28 protein-coding genes are annotated in these 22,860 nt (G+C 44.6%); 14 read left to right on the top strand and 14 right to left on the bottom strand.

The features are described from left to right. The 3 genes from ACP5N5_RS01215 to ACP5N5_RS01205 all read left to right on the top strand — a co-directional run. Positions 1 to 296, top strand: a 296-nt coding sequence (locus ACP5N5_RS01215; RefSeq protein WP_428131559.1) for a 4Fe-4S binding protein, incomplete at its 5' end; no start/stop codon positions are given. Beyond that, positions 296 to 580 (top strand): (2Fe-2S)-binding protein, encoded by a 285-nt coding sequence (locus ACP5N5_RS01210; protein ID WP_012607877.1) that lies wholly within the window; start codon positions 296 to 298, stop codon positions 578 to 580. The genes ACP5N5_RS01215 and ACP5N5_RS01210, both read left to right, overlap by 1 nt. Then, positions 577 to 1,707 carry an NAD(P)/FAD-dependent oxidoreductase gene (locus ACP5N5_RS01205; RefSeq protein WP_276813639.1) on the top strand — a complete coding sequence of 377 codons (1,131 nt, stop codon included), beginning with the start codon at positions 577 to 579 and terminating at the stop codon, positions 1,705 to 1,707. Before ACP5N5_RS01210 ends, ACP5N5_RS01205 begins: the two co-directional genes overlap by 4 nt. 7 nt (positions 1,708 to 1,714) lie before the next feature. Here ACP5N5_RS01205 and ACP5N5_RS01200 read toward each other — a convergent pair whose 3' ends face one another. The 8 genes from ACP5N5_RS01200 to ACP5N5_RS01165 are packed head-to-tail and all read right to left on the bottom strand — an operon-like array spanning position 1,715 to position 7,547. Next, positions 1,715 to 2,191, bottom strand: coding sequence for a molybdenum cofactor biosynthesis protein MoaE (locus ACP5N5_RS01200; protein ID WP_428131553.1), 477 nt, complete (start codon positions 2,189 to 2,191; stop codon positions 1,715 to 1,717). Position 2,192: 1 nt separating this feature from the next. Continuing rightward, entirely contained in the window at positions 2,193 to 2,429 is a 237-nt protein-coding gene (locus tag ACP5N5_RS01195; protein ID WP_014767099.1) for a MoaD/ThiS family protein, read from the bottom strand. A 2-nt stretch (positions 2,430 to 2,431) separates the two neighbouring features. After that, positions 2,432 to 2,860: a cyclic pyranopterin monophosphate synthase MoaC gene (gene moaC, locus ACP5N5_RS01190; protein ID WP_012607881.1), complete on the bottom strand. Its 429-nt coding sequence runs from the start codon at positions 2,858 to 2,860 to the stop codon at positions 2,432 to 2,434. A gap of 17 nt (positions 2,861 to 2,877) precedes the next feature. Then, positions 2,878 to 3,792 (bottom strand): GTP 3',8-cyclase MoaA, encoded by a 915-nt coding sequence (gene moaA, locus ACP5N5_RS01185; RefSeq protein ID WP_428131548.1) that lies wholly within the window; start codon positions 3,790 to 3,792, stop codon positions 2,878 to 2,880. Between the two features lie 2 nt (positions 3,793 to 3,794). After that, positions 3,795 to 4,904: an ATP-binding cassette domain-containing protein gene (locus ACP5N5_RS01180; protein ID WP_428131545.1), complete on the bottom strand. Its 1,110-nt coding sequence runs from the start codon at positions 4,902 to 4,904 to the stop codon at positions 3,795 to 3,797. Beyond that, entirely contained in the window at positions 4,897 to 5,673 is a 777-nt protein-coding gene (locus tag ACP5N5_RS01175) for an ABC transporter permease subunit (RefSeq protein WP_428131541.1), read from the bottom strand. The genes ACP5N5_RS01180 and ACP5N5_RS01175 overlap by 8 nt, the downstream gene beginning before the upstream one ends. Beyond that, the gene (gene modA / locus ACP5N5_RS01170) at positions 5,670 to 6,542 is read right to left on the bottom strand and encodes a molybdate ABC transporter substrate-binding protein (protein WP_428131537.1); all 873 of its coding nucleotides are present in this window, start codon (positions 6,540 to 6,542) and stop codon (positions 5,670 to 5,672) included. The genes ACP5N5_RS01175 and modA overlap by 4 nt, the downstream gene beginning before the upstream one ends. A 6-nt stretch (positions 6,543 to 6,548) precedes the next feature. Next, the gene (locus ACP5N5_RS01165) at positions 6,549 to 7,547 is read right to left on the bottom strand and encodes a molybdopterin-binding protein (protein ID WP_428131534.1); all 999 of its coding nucleotides are present in this window, start codon (positions 7,545 to 7,547) and stop codon (positions 6,549 to 6,551) included. A gap of 136 nt (positions 7,548 to 7,683) precedes the next feature. On the opposite strand from ACP5N5_RS01165, the gene ACP5N5_RS01160 reads away from it, so the two are divergent. Continuing rightward, positions 7,684 to 8,592: a damage-control phosphatase ARMT1 family protein gene (locus ACP5N5_RS01160; protein WP_012607887.1), complete on the top strand. Its 909-nt coding sequence runs from the start codon at positions 7,684 to 7,686 to the stop codon at positions 8,590 to 8,592. Positions 8,593 to 8,837: 245 nt separating this feature from the next. Here ACP5N5_RS01160 and ACP5N5_RS01155 read toward each other — a convergent pair whose 3' ends face one another. From ACP5N5_RS01155 to hxlB, 3 genes are all read right to left on the bottom strand, one after another. After that, the gene (locus ACP5N5_RS01155) at positions 8,838 to 9,278 is read right to left on the bottom strand and encodes a hypothetical protein (RefSeq protein ID WP_012607888.1); all 441 of its coding nucleotides are present in this window, start codon (positions 9,276 to 9,278) and stop codon (positions 8,838 to 8,840) included. A 42-nt stretch (positions 9,279 to 9,320) separates the two neighbouring features. Beyond that, positions 9,321 to 9,791: a hypothetical protein gene (locus ACP5N5_RS01150; RefSeq protein ID WP_428131528.1), complete on the bottom strand. Its 471-nt coding sequence runs from the start codon at positions 9,789 to 9,791 to the stop codon at positions 9,321 to 9,323. A gap of 75 nt (positions 9,792 to 9,866) precedes the next feature. Further along, positions 9,867 to 10,472 carry a 6-phospho-3-hexuloisomerase gene (gene hxlB, locus ACP5N5_RS01145; protein WP_012607890.1) on the bottom strand — a complete coding sequence of 202 codons (606 nt, stop codon included), beginning with the start codon at positions 10,470 to 10,472 and terminating at the stop codon, positions 9,867 to 9,869. Positions 10,473 to 10,776: 304 nt separating this feature from the next. On the opposite strand from hxlB, the gene ACP5N5_RS01140 reads away from it, so the two are divergent. Then, positions 10,777 to 11,667, top strand: a complete 891-nt coding sequence (locus ACP5N5_RS01140; protein ID WP_042667118.1) for an SPL family radical SAM protein — start codon at positions 10,777 to 10,779, stop codon at positions 11,665 to 11,667. Beyond that, positions 11,667 to 12,215 (top strand): ZPR1 zinc finger domain-containing protein, encoded by a 549-nt coding sequence (locus tag ACP5N5_RS01135; RefSeq protein ID WP_428131520.1) that lies wholly within the window; start codon positions 11,667 to 11,669, stop codon positions 12,213 to 12,215. The genes ACP5N5_RS01140 and ACP5N5_RS01135 overlap by 1 nt, the downstream gene beginning before the upstream one ends. Here ACP5N5_RS01135 and ACP5N5_RS01130 read toward each other — a convergent pair. Then, positions 12,212 to 13,315, bottom strand: coding sequence for an aminopeptidase (locus ACP5N5_RS01130; RefSeq protein ID WP_012607893.1), 1,104 nt, complete (start codon positions 13,313 to 13,315; stop codon positions 12,212 to 12,214). The two genes, ACP5N5_RS01135 and ACP5N5_RS01130, sit on opposite strands and share 4 nt — an antisense overlap. A 58-nt stretch (positions 13,316 to 13,373) precedes the next feature. On the opposite strand from ACP5N5_RS01130, the gene ACP5N5_RS01125 reads away from it, so the two are divergent. Together ACP5N5_RS01125 and ACP5N5_RS01120 are read left to right on the top strand one after the other, a co-directional pair. Next, a complete protein-coding gene (locus ACP5N5_RS01125) occupies positions 13,374 to 13,859 on the top strand; it encodes a ferritin (protein ID WP_012607894.1) in 486 nt (161 codons plus the stop codon). A 57-nt stretch (positions 13,860 to 13,916) separates the two neighbouring features. Beyond that, positions 13,917 to 14,879, top strand: coding sequence for a triphosphoribosyl-dephospho-CoA synthase (locus tag ACP5N5_RS01120; RefSeq protein WP_012607895.1), 963 nt, complete (start codon positions 13,917 to 13,919; stop codon positions 14,877 to 14,879). On the opposite strand, the gene ACP5N5_RS01115 is transcribed toward ACP5N5_RS01120, so the two are convergent. Beyond that, positions 14,866 to 15,813 (bottom strand): molybdopterin-dependent oxidoreductase, encoded by a 948-nt coding sequence (locus ACP5N5_RS01115; protein ID WP_428131512.1) that lies wholly within the window; start codon positions 15,811 to 15,813, stop codon positions 14,866 to 14,868. The genes ACP5N5_RS01120 and ACP5N5_RS01115 overlap by 14 nt on opposite strands. A gap of 53 nt (positions 15,814 to 15,866) precedes the next feature. On the opposite strand from ACP5N5_RS01115, the gene ACP5N5_RS01110 reads away from it, so the two are divergent. Further along, the gene (locus tag ACP5N5_RS01110; RefSeq protein ID WP_042667126.1) at positions 15,867 to 16,232 is read left to right on the top strand and encodes a hypothetical protein; all 366 of its coding nucleotides are present in this window, start codon (positions 15,867 to 15,869) and stop codon (positions 16,230 to 16,232) included. Positions 16,233 to 16,293: 61 nt separating this feature from the next. On the opposite strand, the gene ACP5N5_RS01105 is transcribed toward ACP5N5_RS01110, so the two are convergent. Beyond that, positions 16,294 to 17,358, bottom strand: a complete 1,065-nt coding sequence (locus ACP5N5_RS01105; RefSeq protein WP_428131507.1) for an ornithine carbamoyltransferase — start codon at positions 17,356 to 17,358, stop codon at positions 16,294 to 16,296. Positions 17,359 to 17,466: 108 nt separating this feature from the next. On the opposite strand from ACP5N5_RS01105, the gene ACP5N5_RS01100 reads away from it, so the two are divergent. From ACP5N5_RS01100 to ACP5N5_RS01080, 5 genes are read left to right on the top strand one after another with little or no spacing between them, the layout of a single operon-like run. Further along, entirely contained in the window at positions 17,467 to 19,086 is a 1,620-nt protein-coding gene (locus ACP5N5_RS01100; protein ID WP_428131501.1) for an ABC transporter substrate-binding protein, read from the top strand. Between the two features lies 1 nt (position 19,087). Beyond that, entirely contained in the window at positions 19,088 to 20,116 is a 1,029-nt protein-coding gene (locus ACP5N5_RS01095) for an ABC transporter permease (protein WP_428131498.1), read from the top strand. Then, the gene (locus ACP5N5_RS01090) at positions 20,113 to 21,009 is read left to right on the top strand and encodes an ABC transporter permease (protein ID WP_012607901.1); all 897 of its coding nucleotides are present in this window, start codon (positions 20,113 to 20,115) and stop codon (positions 21,007 to 21,009) included. Before ACP5N5_RS01095 ends, ACP5N5_RS01090 begins: the two co-directional genes overlap by 4 nt. Then, on the top strand, positions 21,000 to 21,965 hold the full coding sequence (locus ACP5N5_RS01085) for an ABC transporter ATP-binding protein (protein ID WP_428131493.1): 966 nt from the start codon (positions 21,000 to 21,002) through the stop codon (positions 21,963 to 21,965). Before ACP5N5_RS01090 ends, ACP5N5_RS01085 begins: the two co-directional genes overlap by 10 nt. Beyond that, entirely contained in the window at positions 21,952 to 22,728 is a 777-nt protein-coding gene (locus ACP5N5_RS01080; protein WP_428131490.1) for an ABC transporter ATP-binding protein, read from the top strand. Before ACP5N5_RS01085 ends, ACP5N5_RS01080 begins: the two co-directional genes overlap by 14 nt. Positions 22,729 to 22,860: the final 132 nt, after the last annotated feature.

Here is a 22,860-nt window from a genome sequence, read left to right as displayed (position 1 = left end):
CCAGATTAAACCCGGATATATGCATCGGTTGCGGGGTCTGCGTGGGCAAGTGCCCCGGCTTAGCCATATTCGTCGTTGACTTAAGTAAGCCTGGTAAGGCCTATGTCACACTGCCATATGAAATGTTGCCGTCGCCCTCCAAAGGAGCCCGGGTGGAGCTACTGGATAGGGAGGGCAGGGTCATCGGGGAGGGGACAGTAGTTAAGGCGTGGGTCTATGAGAAAACATGGGTTGTGACAGTTGAAGTACCAGGTGATTTATGGTTTGATGTACGCGCGGTCAGGATTGTAAGGTGATGAACGTGGGCATTGATCCAAGGAAAGTAATAGTTTGTAGATGCGAGAATGTTACATTAGCCGATGTATTAAACGCTATAGAGAGCGGGCTAGATAACCTGGAGGTATTAAAGAGGAAGCTGAGGATAGGGATGGGTCAGTGCCAGGGACAGACATGCCTCCTCCTGGTTGCAGGCATTCTAGCGAGGAAGACTGGGAAAAGCTTCGATGAGGTCCTCATCCCCCGTAATAGACCCCCGATCTCTCCTGTGAAAGTGAAGTACTTTATAGGTGATGAGAGATGAAGACGGACGTGTTAATTATTGGGGGCGGGGTAACCGGGTTATTCACCGCTGTAAGCCTTCTGGAGCAAGGGTGCAGGAATATAGTGATTATAGAGAAATCATACATTGGTTCAGGCGGTACATTTAGATGTGCAACTGGGATAAGGGCGAGCTTCACTAGTAGGGAGCATGTTAACGTGATGAAGAGGGCTATAGACTTATGGCCCGAGTACGCTAGGAAACTAGGGTTTCTATACAGGAGGGATGGCTACCTATGGGTATTGACAAGGGAGAGGGACGTCGAGTTCTTCAAGCAGGTTGTCGAATTTCATCACTCACTCGGCGTACCTTCAAGAATGATTTCTCCTGAGGAAGTAAGGGAAATAGTTCCATCAATAAATACTAATGGAATACTTGCAGCAGTATATGACCCCTTAGCTGGTAAGGCTCAAGTATTCAACGCGGTTTTAAACGCTGTCATTCATTTAAAACGAAACAATATTAATGTATATGAGGGTATGAGAGCCCTTAAAATCAGTGGTGAAGGAAGTAGGATAGTTGTTGAAACAAATAAGGGGAGGGTTGAGGCGGATAAGGTAATTGTTGCAGCCGGTAAAGACAGTGCTAACTTACTCAAAGGCCTCGGCGTTGAACTCCCAATACATAATCTAGCCAAGCATGTCTTAATTACTGAGGCGTTTAAACCGGTTATTAAGCCGCTTATAATAGACTGGTCATCGTCGTCATATATTCTACAGGTATTCCACGGCAACATATACATTGGCTCGGATATACCTGAGAAGTACGATGAGCCGGCTGTAAATAAATACATGTTTCTAGAGAAAGCCGCCAAAGTATGGACAAGGTATTTCCCGTGGTTGGGTGAAGTATATGTTCTAAGGTATTGGACCGGGTACTATGATATGACGCCGGATCACCATCCAATAATAGGGCCCCTGGAGGAAAACGAGAACATACTTGTCGCAGCCGGGTTTAGCGGTCATGGATTCATGATGGCTCCAGCAGTCGCCGAGGCGCTCACACAGTATATTCTAGGCGGGAAACCCACCATACCGGAGTTTGAGAATCTTAAACCTGATAGGTTTAAGAAGGGGAAGTTGATAAAGGAGATAGCGGTGTTCGGCTAGTCCTCCACTATGATGGTGAAGGGGTCAGTGTCCTCTTATACCTGACTCCATCGCCTATAACCCAGTATTCGCCATCGCTTCTTTTTTCAAGCTTGAAAACCGGGACTTCTTTTTTAACCCTTTCAAGCGCCTCTATCATTGCTGGATTAGTGTTCTTTCTGCTTGTACCCATCGTAACGATATATATAGTGGTTTCACCAGGTTTGAGCCGACCAAGCCTATGATATATCACGACAGCGCTGAGAGAGTACTTGGTGCATATATCCCTCGCGATCTCCTCTAGTCTCTTGGCAGCAACCTCGCTTATAGCCGTATATTCAAGCTCATGTACTCTCGCCTCGTTTAACTCCCCTTTCACTAAGCCAACGAATATGGATAAAGCACCGTTTCCATGGTTCTTATCCATGGCTGAGAGCTTCCCGATTAATTCATCAAGGAGTATTTTTTCACCACTCTCTAGGAGCTTGGCCTCGATATAGCACATCTCAGCCACCTGAAAACGGAGGCGCTATATAGACTGTATCACCATCTCTAAGTTGTTGATCCAGGCTTGCTATCTCCCCGTTGATCAGTACTATTGGCTCGGGCTTTGATGGTAGACTATACGTGTTCTTCAAGTAATCCAGTAGCTCGCCCACCGTGATAGACTCATCGAGCTCGATTCTCACTTCGTTTCCAAGGAAATCCGAGAATATGGAGTACGACCTGATAGTGATCCTCATGGCTACACCCCTTTCTTCTTCTCTACGACTCTGAGATCAGTTATAACCGTATATGGGTATTGCCCGTCTTCATTCTTCTCGTATTTCTTAACCATATCCCATATGTTCAGTAATGCTATGGCCGCACCTGTTAAAGCCTCCATTTCCACCCCTGTCCTAGCCGTTGTCTTAACTGTTATATAGACTCTTATGCCGTCATCGAGTACCTCGAAATCAACTTTGACATTTGTTATGGGGATGTTATGTGTTAAAGGCAGTATTCTAGGTGTCTCCTTAACACTCATTATAGCTGCTATTGTTGACACTGAAAACACGTCTCCCTTCTCAACAAGCCCTTTTTTAATAATTTCTATGGTTGAAGGCTTAAGTTTTATATAGCCTGTCGCCGTTGCCTCCCTGTACACGTCCTCCTTCCCGGTTATATCAGCCATTCTGATGCCCAAGTGGATCACCCAGGTTTAAAGAATGGCTCCCTCAAGTAAACAGCTCTCTTTATACCGTTTATAACTCCTTTCTCATCCCTATTCTTAAGCTCCCTAGATATATCTACTATTGGTTTATTTACAAATAGGCATGTCTTGATCCATCCCTCCGGTGTAAGCCTAAGCCTTGTACACCTTGAACAAAGAGCTGGATTTCCATACCCTTTTACAACATCTACCTTTATACCGCTTGGCATAATGTACTCTGGCCTACTCTGGAACTCCCTTACTGTTTTAGCGATGGAGTTTTTCTCGAGAAACTCTATAATCGAATCCACTATAACATGCTGATCCCTGTAGACATCTTGTGGTATCCCAAGGGGTATAAGCTCTATGATGTTTACGTCAAGTCCCTTATCCGACGCGTATTCTATTATATTCTTTACTTCACCAATGTTCACCTTCATTACTAAGAAATCTATTTTAACCTTGATTCCATGGTTCAATGCCTCGTCAACGCCTTTCAAGACCTTCTCGAGTAGCGTGGATCCCCCGGTTATAAATCTATATACGGGGGGCTTAAGGGAGTGTATGCTTACATTGATTCTATTTAACCCAGCCTCGGCAAGCAATCCTACTTTTTCAAGTAATAAACTCCCATTCGTAGTCATTGAGACATCTCTTGTATAGATGGCTATCTCTCTAACTATATCTACTATATCACTCCTCACCAAGGGCTCCCCTCCAGTTAGCTTGAAGGATTTTATGCCATGTTTTACCGCTACTTCGGTTAAGAAGCCATAGTCCCCGGCATCTAATGCTTCATTCCCCTGGTCATTCATCATTCCTTCCCGGTGACAAAATATGCATTGATAGTTGCATCTCGAGGTTACAGCGATCCTGAAGCTATCTATTTTCCTACCGAACCTATCAACCAACATTTTTAACCACTTTCCTGATCGATTAAGTAGGTGTGCTCCCTGCTCATATAGAGGAGTATCCTCTTACCTCCCCCGAAATCATTTAGCTTGGACCACTCATTCTTAGGTATTGTTAACGTCGTGATTCGTCCCCATATATCTATAGCTAGCTTTACACTGGTTAAATTATCTATTTCTTCAAGCAGGGATGCCTCAAGGGTATAGTGATCGCCTTTGCCTGGAGTAAGGGTTATATATCCCGGGTTTACAACTATGAGGGAGTTTCTCCCATCTATGCAGGAACTAGCGTATGTATTATACCCTATTTTCTTCTCTACCTTATCTATAGCCACTAATGCTTCACCCTCGTTGCACTTCTTTATTCTAGCTGGGATTACGAGGAATCCAAGGGCTTGAAGCATGTATGGGCTTGAAAGAATCTTGTGCTCGCTTAACTCGCCATCATATACTATTCTACCATCAACCAAGGCTATGATCCGCTCCTTGAAGAACAATATATCTTCTATGAGATGGGTGGTCAATAACACTGCCACCTTAAGCTTATTAAATAGATTAAATAGCTCATTCCTCAACCTCTCTCTGGTAACCGGGTCTATAGGGGACAATGGCTCGTCTAATAGTAGTAATGAGGGATTATATGATAGGGCTCTTGCAATAGATGCTTTCTGCCTTAATCCATTACTTAGTTGACCAGGATACATATCCCTGTATTCCCTTAGCCCGAAGATCTCTAGTAGCTCATTCACTCTTCTCTCAATATCGTTTCTACTCCAACCCCGCTTTTTCAAGGGTAACTCAATGTTCCCCTTAAGCGTTAAATTAGGGAATAATGAGGGTTCTGATGGCACGTAACCTATGTTTCTCTCATAGGGAGGCTTATTCACTCTAGGCTTCTTCATATATGGTTTTTTCTCATATATTGTCTCGCCATCTATGATTATAACGCCTGAATCGGGCTCTATGAGGCCAGATATCGATTTCAACAGGGTTGTTTTACCAGACGCGTTGGGACCAATTATTACGGCTATCCCACCCTTCTCTAATTTGAACCCGATGTCCTTGTTAACTTGTCTACCATTGAAACTCTTGTTGAGCCCGTTGACTTCAAGCATTTTGTGGATGCCCCTCCATGGATTCCAGCTGGTAGACTACGGCGATGAGCACTAGTATTGACACGATATATATTGACAGCGTGATCACAAGCACACCTATACCCCCTAGTTGGCTAACCAAGTAGAGGTATATTGGTAACGTCACTGTTTTCCCCCATATACCTCCACCGATAATATAGGATGCCCCGAAATCCCCTAGGACACGTGTAAAAATAAGTATAAAGCCGGTGAACACCTGCCTAGTACTCATAGGTAGTAGGATAGTGTAAAGGTACTCGATATTAGTAAACCCCATTGTCAAGGCGGCATCCTCATAGCTTCTAGGGATGCTTGAGAACAATGCAGTGAAATAGCTTACGCCAACGGGTATTCCTAGAAAGAGCTGGGCTGCTATTATTCCCTTTGGGTCATTCACTATTTTTAATGTATTGTCGATGATCAAGCCTAGAGGGGTCTTGGTGAAGAATAGTAGTAACAGGAGTCCCACAGCCGCTGGAGATATAGATGATGGAAGCATTATAACCGGGAGTAGTAGATTCCTCCTAGTTATCCTCCTTGAAATATAGTAACCTATAGGTATCGTGATCAGTAATATCAGGATGGATGAGGTGGTCGAGGTGTACAGGGAGAGAAGCATGGAGTAGTAGAAGTCGCTTAACAGGTGACCCGGTACAAGGATCCCTTGCCATATAGCCATATATATAGGGGTTGCAAATATCGTGGCATCAAGGACTAGTAGCAGTATAAGCAGGAGGAGGAACACCCTCACTTCGCATACCCCATGCAAGCATTATTAAACAATAGCTCTTCGAGTCTATAAGGAGTTATAGAGGATATCTTATCGAGGTCCCCTACATATCCATTCTCCAAGGGGTATGGATTGAATCTAACATACTCTACAAGGAACTCCACAAATTCTAGTGCTGCCTGATAGTTTTTAGTGGTGTTGAGTACTGCAATCATTTGACAACTCATCAACGGTAGCTGTGCTGGATTAAGCCAGATTATACTTGTATCATTCAAGTACCAGTAATGCGCTACATGTGGAAGTATTGCAACATCTACGAGTCCTAATGCGACCTGCCTAGCTGTCTGCCCTACATCTCCATAGATCACTAGCTTGTCTTTTACTTTATCGTAGATACCGTTTTTGACAAGTAGTTCTACAGCCATTCTACCGAAGGGAGCCACGCTCGGGTTAGCTATGCCTATTTTCACATCCTTTGATACTAAGTCATCCAGGCTAGTGATATTTGCCGGGTTATCCTTGGGGATTATGAGTGCTAATACTACATATGAGAGTACCTTAATCGACTCGTTCACTACGAGCCCCATTCTTGAGGCATTCAACATGTACTCGTGATCCGCTGTGACGAAGACGTCTCCTTCACCAGTCAATAATATCTTATTTAATAATGTCCCGGTAGCACCTCCAATGATCTCGATTCTAACATTCGGATGTAGTTGCATGTATTCCCTTGAAGCGTTATTCAGTAATGGTTGAATCACTGGGGGAGTATAGACTAAGAGCACCACCTGGGCGGGACTCTGTGAGTAATACGTGTAGATAATCCATGAGGATACCACTAAAAGCAGTAGTATCATGCTTAAAACTATTGTCTTAGACGTAGGCTTCATAATGTCTCACCGCCTTCGTAGAAAGTACTCGGACAATCCTCCCTCACCAAATGAGATCAGATACTCCCTCGGGATTTTTACACCGGCCGCTATCCACGGTAGCACTACGTCTAGGATATTGTAGTCTGGGAAATATATTATTCCGCTTGAAACCCCTATTACGGCTTTCCCATCCTTATACGCAATCATGTTCATGGTGGTCGGCTTCATTGGAACACCGTAGGCTACTACCTCGCTGGCTACACTGGCTATAGCCTTTGGTGTTTTATCAGTTGGATCAATACTCATACCTCCGGTGACAACTACTGCATCATGGTCGAGTAATAGGTTTTCAATGGCTCCCGCTATCTCGGATTCGTCATCCCGGACATATACTAGTGCCCCCTGCTCTAATTCATATAACCGTATCTTCTCAACGACAACCGGGGATGCAAGATCCTTCTTCCTTCCCTCCACGATCTCTGTTCCTGTTACAATAATACCTATCTTTGGGTGTGTATTCCTGTAGACCTGTAGGATTTTACGTGATGCAAGTATTTCACTTGATATGTATGAGAGATAATCCCTGGGGATACTTAGAGGTATTAAATCGACAATGCCGACTATATCTGAGTGCTTCACATATACGCCTTTACGTCTAGTTATGACGACGTATACTCCTGTAGAATTGATTTTCTCGAGTAGAGTTGAGTCAACCATGAGTAACCCGTTCACGGCTGACCTAAGTAGTGCTTTTCCCTCAGGCGCCTTCTCAACTATGATATTTTCCCCTGAGATTAATTGGGCAAGCTGTAGCACAGCCTCCTCTTCGTGTAAGCCGTACTCTACGCTGTCTCCATCCTCAATATACACGTAGTAGTGGCCGTGATTCTTTAGTAACTCAACATCTTCAAGACTTACTACTTCACCGCGTCTTTTAATCGGCGACTTGAAATCCGGTGTAACAGCCGAGTAATCGAATGCCAGCTTCCTACCTACTGCATCCTCTACTTTTACAAGCTTCATATAAAATCAACTCATATTATTTGACTATTAATTATTAGACAACTATGCTGAGAAATATATATTTTTGTCCAATAATTAATAGTCAAATCAAGATTTATCACGGCATCATACATAGTGAATCAGCAGGGATAACGACATGAAGCCGCAGACGGAGTGTTTAAGGTGTATTTTGACAACGAGGCTTAGAGAGATAGAGTATTCATCGTTAAGTCCAGGAGAGAAGATAGTACTAGCTAAGAGGATAATGAGCAAACTAGTGAACGACTTCTCCCTTGATTCAACTGAGCTAACAAGGCTTGCATCGGACTTGTTTCAGCTAACGGTAACAGCGCCGGGCGTCCTCGACTACTATAGGTTAGTGAAGACCCAAAGTATGAGAAGGGCTCTCGCGTTGAGAGATGCCCATAGGGAGCATGCAAGATACTTAGACGACTACAGGAGGTTACGTTACCTATTGAAGGTCTCAGCCCTCGGAAACCTTATAGACTATGGTGTCATGGATCATAACTTCAATGAAGAAATAGACCCAGGCATCGCTGAGAACGTGGAGATAGCAATAGATGATAGTGTTAAATTCTATGAACTAGTGAGAAAAGGCGGGCTCAAGATAATGTTCCTGCTGGATAACGCTGGGGAAGCAGTCTACGATTCACTACTCGTAGAGTATCTCCGTGGAAAAGGTAACACTACTATAGGAGTAGTTAAGGATGAGCCAGGCTTTCAAAACGATGTAACACTTAACGATTTCATAGAGATCGGCCTGGACAAGGTGTTTGATAAGATTGTAACACCAGGTTGCAGAAGCATATGTTCATCCATACACCTCGATAAGGTGAGCGAGGACTTTAAATCACTATTGAATTCGGTCGACTTAATCATTGCAAAAGGTATGGCGCACTACGAGTACTTAACAGATATTGATATAGGTAAGCCTGTGTTACATATCTTCATACCTAAATGCGACCCCATCTCTAGAAGCCTTGGCTCGGTAACTTACCGTGGTAAACTGGTGGTATATTTAAGGTTTCCGGGATCAAAACTGTGATCCCCCTCACATGGGAACCGGAATCCACTAGATCAAGATATCTCACGGTGTATGTATGAATCATATCTATTATTAGGTCTGGTGGAACCCGTTTCCATAGAAGCGAGACTGTTAAACAGGTAATGTTGTATATGTATAGGAGGATGTACCCTGTAAGAAAAATCAATAATAAGATTATCCCCCATGATGCAGCACCTATAATGATGTCCAGTAATTCAAGAAACAGTATTACGTAGTGTTTTCTACTATCCATGGGGCTTCTCCAGGCATTTCCTCAATATTATTCTGGGCCTCTCACTACTCCCCATGTTTACTATAATGCCTTTACTAAGTAATATCCTAACTCTCTCACCAATGATGCGCCTTGAGGCTTTCCCACGTATGTTTCTGACACCTCTATATATTTCCGAGATACTCATTTCATTACAGCTGGAAAGTACTTCAATAATCGCCCTTGTAATCGGATCCGGTTTATCTAGTCTAATTAAAACATCATAAGCCATCCTAGCGATTTCAAGGGACCTAATTAACGGGAGTGAGAATGCTGATGCTACTTCAAGCGCTATTTTAATTTCTGGGTGATCGATGTTTTGTTTCTCCAGTCTTTCCTCAAGTTTCTCTAGTTTCTCCACTAGCTCCCTCAATACTGAGATGAGGATGTCTAGTTTCTCATCTATACTGCTCAAGCCATGCTTTACCTCTAGTATATCAAGTACTATGGCCGGCTTTCATCGTTTCTCTTCTTCATCAACCCTTATCCTTTGTGAAGCTGTTCTCTGCATTATTAGCTGGGCGAGGCGTTCGAGGAGGTCTCCCCATGCTGGTAGCGCTTTGAGCCTTGAGTAATAGTATTCTTTAACCATCTCTTTAACCATTTCATCGGGGAGTCCCTGGGCCTTGAGTGCCTGGTATAATTGCCCTATATCCTCTCCTAGTTTTTTACCATCATATGATGACTGGATGAAGTTGAATATGTCCCTGAGCCCTGATCCAAGCCAGGTGAATAGGTTTTCTAAGAATGGTGATACGGCTGATAGTATCTTGGATATCTCCTCTGCATCGCTTTCCTCTCCGCAGTGTAATTCATCGAGTTTTTCACGTAGCTTATCTCTTAATTTATTTTTTAACTGCTCATCCTGTATCCCGAGCTCTTCTACTACTTCATTGATAAAGTCTTCTCTCCAGTTTCTCCTACTCATTCTACCACCTTCACTCTAGGAATAATGAGTGTTCACAATATTATTTTTACCTGGATACGGGTGATCAATTATTGCTCACTCGATGTTAGCATGTCTATTCCTTAATTCTTCCTCGGTGACGCCGAGTTTATCCATTAGCTCAGCAATAACGCCGTCAAGGAATATTAACAGTGTATCCTCGAAGAGGGTTCCAAGAGGGGCTAGGGGCTCATGTAGTCCCAATATCTGCCTGCTAATGTAATCCTCCTCGGCAGCCATCTTGGTTCTACCAGGTATTCTAACGACTATATCAGCTAGCTTACCTAACGGGCTATCAGGATATGTGGTTATAGCTATCACCTTAACTCCCACACTCTTAGCCACCTCAGCAGCTGCAACAACCAGCCTAGTCCTACCAGAACCCGAGATGGATACTAAGACATCGCCCGGGGAGGCTCTTGGGAGTATGGTTTCACCGACAATATACGTGTTGAAGCCTAGGTGGAGAAGCCTCATAGCGAATGCCTTTCCAACCAGACCACTTCTACCAGCACCTATGACGAATACCTTCTTATTATTTCTTAACGCGTCTATAAGTGTATATATCATTTTCTCCTTCTCATCATCGCTTATCAAGTCGACTGCTTTCAATGCAAAGTCTATTATCCCAAGCATAGCATCTCTTGTTACACCTGAAACCATGAGACTCCCTTAGGCTACTATCTTTTAACACGTATTTAAATAATATAGTATGCGTAGATCAAGTGTTTTACAGGTGTAAACCCGAATAGACGCGGGAAACAGGTGAACCACCCAAGAAGGAACCCATGCACTTCAAGGCGGAGAAGAGGTCAGTGAAGAAATATTAGCTGGGCTAGACATAACCTAATACAGCCCCGCCTCCCTCACACCTCCACGAGACCCCATCGACGGGGGATGAAAATGAAGGAGGGCGGTCGGGCGGGGTACACTAAACCAGTGAATCGGGGTATGAGTTGGACACGGTATGAGTGTCTTAAGGCGATTCGATCCTTGGAATTCCCCCCTATGTACTTGTCCATTTAAGTACAGCCTGCACCCTTACACAGGGTGCAGCCACTTCTGTCTTTACTGCTATGCAGCCTCGTATATTGGCAGGAGGCCTAGTACACCTAAGGAGAGCTTTATCGAGAGGCTTAAAAAGGATTTAGAGAGGATCAGTGTGAAGGGTATTGTAGAGCTAAGCACTAGTAGTGATCCATATCCACCCATCGAGTTATGGATGGGTTTAACCCGTAGAAGCCTCGAGATACTTGGTAAAAACGGCTTTAAGCTCTTAATCACAACGAAATCCAATATTATTACAAGGGATATAGATATACTGGCGAGATACCCTTCATCAGTAATGATCACTATCACAACCCTTAACACAGAGTTGGCTAGAATACTGGAACCCGGGGCTCCACCTCCTGAGAAAAGAATAGAGGCTGTGGAAAAGCTCAGGAGCAAGGGTATTCCGGTAGGTGTTAGAATAGACCCGGTAATACCCTTCATCAACGATAACCCAACCGAGATAAGTAAACTAGTTAAAACCGTTAAGGAAGCCGGCGCGCTCCAGGTAACTGTGTCAACATATAAGGCTAAATGGGACAGCCTGCGGAGGCTTATGAACGCGTTTCCACAGGTTTCAGAAAAACTAAGGGAGTTATACGTGGAGAACGGTGAATTCATTCATGGATACATGTATCTCTCCAACGAGGTAAGGAAGAGTATTCTAAGCCGGGTCATCAATGAGGCTGTGAGAAGCAACCTGCCTGTTGCAACATGTAGGGAGGGATTTCCAGAGTTCTTCATCAAGGCTTCGTCTTGTGATGGATCTGGATTAATAGTGTATCATCCATTAAATAAACTAGGGTGATGTACTTGGATATAAATGAGCCGGTGAAATTCAACGAGTACACTGGTAAGTGCCCTGTTTGCGGAGGCTTAATGGTTTACGTAGACTATGTTTACAGGATACCCTACTATGAATCCGTGTTGATAACCACTGGTGAGTGCTCCTCATGTGGCTATAAGTACAGGGATGTAAGGTTGACAGATCAAAAGGAGCCTAGGAGAATAATATACAGGGTTGAGAAGCCCGGTGATGAGAGGGCATTGGTGATCAGGTCGTCGGGCAGCATCCTCTTAATACCAGAGCTTGGATTAAGTATTGAACCAGGTCCATTCTCCCAGGGATTCATAACAACTGTGGAGGGACTAATCATGGATTTCGCTGAGAAAACAAGGTTCCTCTGTGAGGAAGATAAAGAGAAGAAGGCTGAATGTGATATCGTGATGGAGAAGTTGGCTAAGGCCAGGGATGGGCTGATCAGCTATACTGTTATTATAGAGGATAAAACCGGGTTAAGCGATATAGTGAGTGGGAAAACGATCTATGAAAAGCTTCAACCCGCAACAGGCTAGATTATGAACCGACCGTTTTCATAGATTAACTCGTTATCCACGTAGACCTTCGCGTTCCTCATGTCCTTAATCATATCCCAGTGTATTGCTGAAACATTCCTCCCACCTGTCTCAGGGTAAGCCGAACCCAGGGCTAGATGTATTGTGCCCCCGATCTTCTCGTCGAACAGTATTTCCTTAGTGAACCTGGTTATATTATAGTTCAACCCGAATGCTATCTCCCCCACTTTCCTGGCTCCATCATCCGTTTCAAGCATCTTCTTTAAAAATGCCTCGCCGCGTCTAGCGGTAGCCTCTACTACCTCGCCTTTTCTGAAGACCAATTTAACACCTTCTACTTCTACACCACGCCATATGGCCGGATACTCGAACTCCACATATCCCTCGACACTATCCTCTACAGGGGCTGAGAATACCTCGCCACCAGGCATATTGTAGTGTCCATCATCATTAATCCATGTTCTTCCATCCACGCGTAGATAGAGGTCTATCCCGGGGCCCACGTATCTTATCTCCCTGGCCTTATTCAGGAACTCAGCTATCCTCTGCTGTCTCTTCCCGATCTCGCTCCACACAGATACCGGGTCAGCTGAGTCAGCGTATGTGGCGTGGTAGACGAAGTCTTCGTATTCACTTATACTCATACCGGCTTCCTGGGCTAATGCCCTCGTTGGATATGGGGCTATAACCCATTTCAGCTCACCCTTCGCGCTTCTCTCCAAGTATATTTTATTTAGCTCCCTTCTAGCCTGACTCCTCACCTTAAGCTTCTCCGGGTCTATTCCGATAAGCGGCTTAGTGTGGGATGGTGAGAGTATGCTTATCTGCGCGTTCACTCTCGACACGATTTCCTTCTCGAGTATGCTTACATGTGAGAGGACTTCTTGTGGTGCATACTTGTAGAATGCCTCGGTTATTGATTCATCACCTATATTTATGAATACTGGGTAAGCCCCGGCCTCCACGGTATATCTGACTATCTCTCTGACCAATGGTATTGATTCAACTGAGGCATTGATTACGACTTCTTCCCCTTTCCTCAGATATACACAATAGTTGACTATAAGGCGGGCTAGATTAGAGATCCTGGGGTCCACCATGCAATACACCAATGATTTAAAATGATCGAATACGATAAAATAATTTTAGGTGTCCCATATGCACCCTGAGTTAATCGAGGCATTAAATAAGCAGTTGAACCAGGAACTCAGGAATGCCTACCTCTACTTCTCCATGGCATCCTTCCTCGACTATAAGGGGCTACATGGATTCTCGCACTTCTTCAAGATACAGGCGAAGGAGGAGCTAGAGCATGCCTTAAAAATATACCAGTTCATCAATGATAGAGGGGATATGGTAGTACTCCAGGGGATAGATGCACCCAGGCGTGAGTGGAGGGATATAGTGGAGTTGGCAAGCGATTTCTACAACGCTGAGCGGGAGAATACTGAGAGGATATGGAGATTAATGGATCTAGCCAGGAGACACGGTGATAAAGCATGTGAGGTATTCCTGGAGTGGTTCATTAACGAGCAGGTTGAAGAGGAGAAGAACGCATTAGAGCTCCTGGGGAAAGTTAAAATGATAGGTGACAATATAGGGGCCTTATTAATGCTTGACAGAGTTCTTGCGGAGAGGAAATGATGTATTTAAACAGGGTTGAAAGATTGGGAAGCCTTGGAGTGGGAAAGGGGAAAGTATTTGCAAGCCTCAATCCTAGAGGATTTTTCAAGGGCTCTCTCACTATCCTTAATACTTGAAGCTTCTGCATGGCCTAAGCCAGGCAACGTACATAGGCTTAGGGATAGACCTGATCTAAGGTACGAGGCGTTCCTGGCTACAGGGGTTATGGCCTACAGTTATTTCAGGAGGGGTATTAAACGAGGCTTGAATGGATGGCGTAGCATAGTGCTTGGTGATCTGATCTATGGATTAGTCTCTGACTCCATGAGGAAAACCCCTTCATCCAATACATGCCTTGGCTCCAGTACGCTCTTAATCCCCCTCAGTCTTGGTCTAGGACGCTGTATTGCAAAGGGGATCCCTGGATTAGAGTGTGTGATAGAGGGGGCCATGGAGGCGCTTAACGGGGCTGGTGTGTGGGACACTATATATTACTATAGAGCCGTGAGAACGGCCTCACCAAGCTATCTTAAGCCAAGCGATGACACGGGGGAATATGTAAACATATGGGATCCGCATTACGCTAGGAAACTAGCTGAGAAAAATACTCGGCTAATAGACGTCTTAAAGTATAGTTCTAGAATAGATGTGGTGGCTGACGAGCTGGTTAACGGATATAAACGCTCCATCGCTTCGGAGAGATTTCTCAGAGAGCGATTCAACCTGCATGGTGACTGGAATAGAAGCGTTGTTGAGACATACCTGTACATCCTCATGGAAAACAATGATACAATAGTGTTGTTAAAGCATGGGGCTGGAATGGTAGAATATGTGAAAAAGAGGGCGGAGGATGTTCTCTTAATGGTTCTCAAGGATAATAGTAGCGAGTGGGTGAAACCTGTCATGCTTCTCGATGAGGAATTATACAGGCTTAAAGTAAATCCAGGTGCCATAGCCGATCTCACAGTATCCTCGATAGCTTTATTCCTGTTGAAGAATATTATCCAGGGCGATGCTTTTCTAAAACCTAGTACCGTTTAAACCTCTCCTCTAGATCAACCCTTCCCCGTGGATGATACCCAAGTGCTTCCCAGTATCCATCCCTGTACTCCTCGCTAAGGATTATCCTTGAAACCCATTTAGCGCTCTTCCAGCCGTATAGATGTGGTATTATTAGCCTGGCTGGGTATCCATGCAGGATATCGAGTGGTTTACCATTCATTTCCAACGCTACTATTCCTTTAACCCCGTCACTATACGGGACTATTGTTGTGTACCCGTCGAGGCTCTCCGTGAACATCCATTTCACATTGTGACGTGGAGCCGCTATCTCCATAATCCTTGAGAGCCTGACTCCCGTGAACTCGAGACCTCCCACGCTCCAGCCTGTTACACAGTGGAAATTCACCCTAAGCGTTTCCACCCCTAGTTCATAGAGGTCTTTCAGTGACAGGCTCACTGGTTTTTCAACGCTCCCAACTACTTCTAAACGCCATCTGGCCACATCTATTGATGGTACTCCGAGTATATTGTATACAATCATGTTAGGTATATATGTTTGCCCAGGGGCTCCGGGCCCCTCCTCATTGTTGGTATGGAGCTCCCTGAGGGGATTATACATATTCTCGAATCTAACCAGGTGAACGTAGCCTCTTGGTATAGTGAATAATATGCGTGAAGCCCTATTGTTTCTCACTATTATACGTACACTTATGTACTCACCACTTGTATCTAACGCTCTGTATTTAAACCTGTACAACATATGTGTGGATCCAATGGATTCATTCGAGTCGAAGACTAGGATTCCCTTCCCAGCATCCTTGAACACGGCTTCTAGGTGTTTTTCAATAATACCTCTTACATCGCTTATATCATTGATAACCGCTGCCTCCTCTATGACACAGTCCACTACTACTTCAACACCTTTACTCTTTAACCCCTCGTTTGCAGTGGTATAGCACTTCAATTCAACCACCTATCGGGTTATAAGTTGTAATAATTTATAATATTATTAATGAGGTGAACTATATGAGCGATGAGCTACCTGATTCATTAAGGCTGAAGCTCTACAAGAAGTATGTTTCAGCAATCACTAGGAAGAGCAGTGAGGTGGATAAAACACGGGTTGAAAAACCCGAGGATGTGGTGTGGAGTAAATTAACGGATGAAAAAGCGAGGGAGCTCATGAATAAGCTTAAAGCACTCTACCCCGATATTTACCAGGTACTCGTTGGAGAGCTATATAAGTTATTGAAGGACGGGGTTTTAAAGGAGCTGGATGGTTTAACCGCGTATAGTATTATAAAGGCTCTAGGACTGAATATACGCCCGGATATAAGGATAAAGTTTGTTAAGGATGGTAAGGAAGTAGATCTCGATGAATACATGAAGTAGGGTATTTTAGAAGAGTAGGGAGGATAGGAAAAAGAGAGCCTTTAACCAAAACTACAGGGAGCTATTTAACACCGTACATCGTTAATGCTAATACAGCCATCTTCGTCCATAAACCGTTCTCTGCTTGTTCATATATGACTGATTTCCTTGGGTTGTCTATTACCTCATCATCTGCCTCATATCCCCTGAATATTGGGAGGACGTGCATTAATACGCCATGCTTATCCATCAAGTCCATTAGGCCACGTGTCACCTTCCAGTTCTTATACTTCTCATATATCTTTAATTCCTCATCCTTGAATTTACTGTATCCGAGCTTGACTAGTTGTGGGGAAGCCCAGTTCCTCGGGAACACCGCATGCGCACCCCTGACAGCCTCCTCAAGGTTATCAGTGAACTCTATTGTGCTACCATGTTCTCTTGCCAGCTGCTTAGCCTTTTCAACCAGCTCTGGGTCTAGGTCGAAACCTGGTGGTCTAGCCACTACTACATCTACTCCGAAGCGTGGGAACAGTATCATGTCCTCCTGGACGCTGCACCACCCTCTTATCTCAGGGCTGTATGCCCACATTATGACATACTTTTTGCCTTCCACGTTTCCGAATCTCTCCCTGAAGGTGAATATGTCGGCTAACCCCTGTGTTGGGTGGAACTTGTCGTCAGCCATGTTTATTACTGGTATATTTGCTGCGTCAGCCATCTCCCTTATATACGCGTTACCAACTCCATATAGGTAATCTATGGCTTTATCCAGGATTCTAATCCCTAATCCATGGCCATAGACATCGTACATAGCTGCGACATCTTTAACGGCTTCGCCGGCTTTCTCCTGCTTCCCGAAGGCCATGCGTGTCGTTGTTGCATCAATGAATGCTGCATGTCCACCTAGGAATACCATGGCTGACTCGAAGGCTGCCCTCGTCCTCGTTGATGGTGCGAAGAATAACATGTAGAATACCTTTCTCTCTAGGATCTTTGGTAATGCCTCTACACCATAGTAGTGTGCTATCTCTTTGAACTCCTTAGCTAGTCTAAGCGTTATCTCTAATTCCTCATCGCTCCAGTCAAGGGTTGATATTAGATCTCTGCCGCTTAACTCTCTTACTAGGTGTCTTAGGGCCGGCATTGGTTGGACTCACCTTTAATACTACTTTCACCTGGTTAAGGTAATAAATTTTCACGAGGTTTTGTTTAAAACGCCTGGCTGATATAGGTTTTTAAGAAGGTGTGTGAAGTGCGTGGGAGATTAGTCTTAGTTATAGCAATCCTGGTTATTGTCGTGGCAGCTGCCTTATTATATATAGTGCTATCACCAAGGGAATCTATACCTAGGAGGATCGTTGTATACGCGTACAACGATAAGATATCAGGCATAGATCCAAGCATAGAGGATGACACAGGCTTGGTTATCCTGGGCTCAGTATACGAGCCACTGCTCTACTATAACCCCCTTAAAAACGAGTTCAAGCCTGCTCTCGCAGTGAACTGGAGCAGTAATGAGGATGGTACTGAATGGGTTTTCCACTTAAGACAGGGTGTAAAATTCCATGATGGAACACCATTCAATGCCACGGCTGTAAAGATAAGTGTTGAAAGAGCCCGGGATATATATAGGGAGACGGGGAGGGGTCTAGGATATATATGGGACGCAGTTGAGGAAGTCCAGGTGCTCGATGAGTACACAGTTAAATTCAAGCTTAGCTATCCCCAGAGACTAGATATGATCGTGGCTGCAAGCTACGCAGCCTACATATTCTCTCCAAGCGTCCTTGAAAAGAGCTCGGCATCCTCCTACATGGATGAAGCCCTTGAGAAGTGGTTCAACAATGGCATTGATGGTGGCTCAGGACCATATATGATTGTATCCTATCGTCCCGACGCCGAGGTCAGGTTAAAGAAATTCGACGAATGGTGGGGGTGGAGCATAGTTAACAACCCTGATGCACCAGATGAAATAATTATAAAGATACTTACGGAGCCCCAATCCCAGTATAATGGACTTATTGCCGGCGAAATAGATATCGCTTCAAGCGTGCCCCGGGACAACATAGGGGACCTTGTAAACAGGGGGTTCAAGGTATTCAATTTAACTACGTATCACAATTACATAATGTTCTTCAATACGAAGAGGTATCCAACAAATATAACAGAGTTCAGGAAAGCAGTACTCTACATGATAAACCTGGATGAAGCCATGCAATTAGCCATGAAAGGGTATGCTCTCAAGGGAAGCGGTATAATACCTCATGGTTTTCCGGGGCATATAGATAACCTAGTATATGACTATAACATGGAGGAAGCATTAAGATACCTCAATCAATCCGGGGTCACTACCCCTGTAACCATTGAGATACTTTACCAGGTGGACTATGAGGAATTAAAGATCTTTGCTGAGTATCTGCAGTCAAGGCTTAGGGAGATTGGTGTAAACCTGGTGCTTAATCCACAGCCCTGGTCTCAGTTAAAGGATATCGCTAAGGGTATTTGGGAGCACCCGGAGACAACACCGCATATAATTATAGCTGACTGGTGGCCCACCATACCATCCCCATACGACTACCTATACACAATGTTCCATAGTGAGTCAAAGGAGTGGAACTTCGCTGGATACGAGGATCCAGAGTTCGATAACCTGGTTGACACGGCGTTTGAACGCGAGGGAAGTAATTACACGGATGCGATCAACCTTTACAGGGAGGCACAACTTAAACTATATAATGAAGCAATCGCCGTAAATCTATGGGATGAGGTTAAACCGTTTATCTATAGTGGGAAACTGGAGATACCGGAGGAAGCCATGAACCCGCTTTACATGTATGTCGTGTTTTTCCAGTACGTGAAGGTGAAAGCGTAAATTGCCCGTGAGCATAAACTATGTTGTGAAAAGGGTTTTTTGGTGTATCCTAATAGTTTTCGGGATAATTGTTTTTTCATACTTGATCCTCATTTTCTCACCGGGAGATCCGGCTGTTAAATGGGCTGGAAACCCAAGGGGGCCGTATGCCTCAATGGCTATTGAGAAAGCTAGGGAGGAACTTGGACTCAATGATCCATTATACCTGCAGATCGCTAGATTCGTGTATAACGTTTTCAACGGTAATATAGGGGATAGCATCGCCTATAAGCAGCCAGTGCTACCGCTCATCTACTCAAGGCTTCAATCGACACTGGAGCTACTTATAATCGCGTATGTTATAGCTGTACCGCTGGGAATTTTCCTAGGTATTTACTCGGCGTTGAGAAGGGGTAGTAGGAGCGACTCCTTGATACAGGCCGTCGGCACGATCTTAGCGAACACGCCTACTTTCTGGGTTGCAACGGGGCTCTTCCTAGTGTTTTCGATGTCAGGGATCTCATTATACGGTAGGATTAATACAAGGTTGGCTTTATCAACGGGGTTTCACCCTATAACTGGGTTCTACTTACTTGACAGCCTTATCCAGGGCAACCTACTCGTCTTCATCGATGTCCTACTACGACTACTGCCTCCAGCTCTCGCCGTAGCTGTATACCCGCTTGGAGTATTAATCAGGTTAACGAGAACCCTCATGGCTGAGGCGCTCCTAGAGGACTTCGTAAGAGTGCCTGTTGCATGGGGGGTTAGGAGGGATATAATCATATGGAGATATGCATTAAAGGCATCTATCCCAGGCGTGATACAGATAAGTGGGCTTTCATTCGCATACAGCCTTATTGATGCTATGGTTGTGGAATACACGGTGTTCGGTAGGGAGGGGCTTGGAAATCTATTATACGATGCACTCAACTACTCTGATTTCAGGCTAGCAATAGGCTTAATCACTGTAGTAGCTGTCTTCTACCTCGTGGTTAACACACTAACTGATATAATTCAGGCACTCGTAGATCCAAGGGTGAGGCTATGAACAGTATTGAGGCAAATATTAGGGGTGCAGCATACCTTGTCAGGAAACAGTTTAGGAAGACGAGGTTTAAAACAGGTTTAGCAATAGTGTTGGTGATCACCATTCTAGCTCTACTCTCGCCAATAATAGCTCCGTTCCCAGAGGAGGGCCTAGGCTATATACCGGAGAACGCTGTAGCGAAGGCCAGGCTTCCGCCGAATCCAGTCAATATATTTGGAACCGATACGAGGGGGAGAGACTTATTTTCTAGAGTGCTCTTTGGCGCCGGATCAGCATTGGTTGAAATATTAATCGTCGTTCTCACGAGTCTCTCTATAGGTATAATCATAGGGGTTTCGGCAGCGTACTTTAAAGGTGTCGTGGAACACGTATTGAACTACCTTATTGAATTATTTGTAAGTGTACCAGCAATAATAATAGCCCTGGCTTTGAGACTGGCAATAGGACCCGGCTTATATGTGGTCATACTCGGGTTGATTACAACATGGTGGTCATGGTATGCTAGGGTTACCTATATATATGCCAGAAGCATTGTTGAAATGGATTACGTAGTATTAGCAAGGCTCAGTGGGCTGAACAGTTTAAAGATAATTTATAGGCATGTATTAAGGAACACAATTCCACCCGTCCTAGTGCAGGCTGTGACAGATATGGGGAGTGTCCTCTTAGAGGCCACCTCCATAAACTTCATAGGGCTGGGCGTCCCCTTAAACTCGCCCGAATGGGGGGTTATAATGCTTGAAGGCCTCCCAGTTATTACTATCGCGCCATGGATAACTATGTTCCCCGGCATCTTTCTATTGATCACTGCTCTCGGATTCAGCTTAATAGGTGATAGCCTAAGAGAGGAACTGGATCCACGGATGAGGAGGAGGTGGAGGCTGTGGTTCTAGCCGTTAAAGCAGTGGACTTGAAGATAGGTTATATGGATGAGGAGGAAAAGATTTACTGGGCTGTTAGAGGCGTTAGCTTCCAGGTGAGTGAGAGCGAGATATACTGTATTGTCGGGGAAAGCGGTTGCGGTAAATCAACGATCGGTAACGCTATTGCCGGGATTTTACCTTCACATGCTGTGACAAGGGGTAAGCTCTATATATATGATAAAAAGGTGATCGACAACGAGAAAATGGATTACACCGGGATACGAGGCAGGGTTGTCTCATATATACCGCAGAACCCCGGGACAAGCTTGAACCCTTATGAGACCATAGAGGAACAGTTCTACCACGTGTTGAGTAGTGTATACGGCTATGATAAGAGGAAGTCTGTTGAGACAGCCAGAAGATATCTCGCAATGGTTGAACTGGATCCCGATAAAGTACTCGATTACTACCCACATGAGCTCAGTGGAGGCATGCAGCAGAGGGCTGCGATAAGTATAGCGCTGGCTACAGGGGCGCGGATAATCGTCGCTGATGAGCCAACCTCCTCATTGGATGCTCACCTCAGGTTGCAATTGATTAGGTTAATGAGGAAGCTGAGGGATACTGTGAGGTTATCCATAATACTGATAACACATGATCTCGTCTCAGCTGGACGGATATGTGACACCATAGCAGTAATGTATGCTGGTAAAATAGTTGAGGAGGGAAGAGGGAGCCTGCTTCTAACCGAGCCTCTCCACCCATATACTCAAATGCTTGTAGACGCGGTTCCAATCCTGGGGTTGAAAAAGCCGTTGAAGAGTATTCCAGGTGAACCACCCCAAGTCGGAGGCGAGATATCGTGGTGTGTGTTTCGTGAGAGATGCCCTGTTACATTCGAGAAATGCAGTATCCACCCTCCCGAGCTATATATAATGGAGAGGAAGGTCTCATGCTGGAGGTACATGAATCATGGTGCCAGGTGATATCATTAGACTGGAGGATGTCACAGCTGGATATGTTGTTATTAAACAAGGCATTAAGAGCATAGCACGAGAGAAGATGGTGGTGTTGAGAAACATTAATCTAAGAATAAAGGATGGAGAGAGAGTTGTAATCATAGGTGAAAGCGGCTCGGGGAAAACCACCCTGCTAAGGGTTATTCTGGGACTACTTAAGCCCTTCAACGGGAGAGTATTTGTCATAGGGAAAGATATATATAGTCTAAAATGGAGGGAGCGAGTGAAAGTATTAAGGCAGATAGGATATGTTTCACAAGACCCCTATAAAGCATTGAATCCAAGTGTAAAGGTTGGAACAATACTGGAAGAACCCCTAGAGGCACTTGGTATAAGTGAACGGGGTTCCCGGGTTAAAGACATCTTAAGACTTGTAAACTTACCTGAGAATGTTCTCAACATGTATCCGATGGAATTGAGCGGTGGAATGAGGCAACGGGTGCTTATAGCCAGGGCTATAATACACGATCCCGAAGTACTCATCCTGGATGAGCCAACCTCAGCGCTAGATGTATCAATGCAGGCCCAGATAGTGAACTTGATAAATGAAATACATAGGAAGCTCGAACTTGCCATCCTCACTGTTACCCACGACCTCGGTGTTGCACAGTATCTAGCCGATAGAGCAGTGGTATTATATAGAGGCGAAATAATTGAGGAGGGTGATATAGATTCTATAATCAAGAACCCGAGAAACGAGTATACAAGACTACTTGTCTCAAGCTACTAGGTTTAACTACAAAGCCAGTATCTTTTTATGTTGGTAATATTGTCTATGTCGGAGAGATTGCTTCCGTTTGTCCCTAGAGGGCTGTTCTGTGCTTTTTAGGGTCGCCTCTAGGGACATCCGCCTCGCCCACAG

Origin of the sequence: Desulfurococcus sp. (assembly GCF_049970475.1) — an archaeon.
Lineage (GTDB): Archaea > Thermoproteota > Thermoprotei_A > Sulfolobales > Desulfurococcaceae > Desulfurococcus > Desulfurococcus amylolyticus.
The sequence above is the reverse complement of the archived record's forward strand: the minus strand, read 5'-3'. Positions and strand labels throughout refer to the sequence as shown.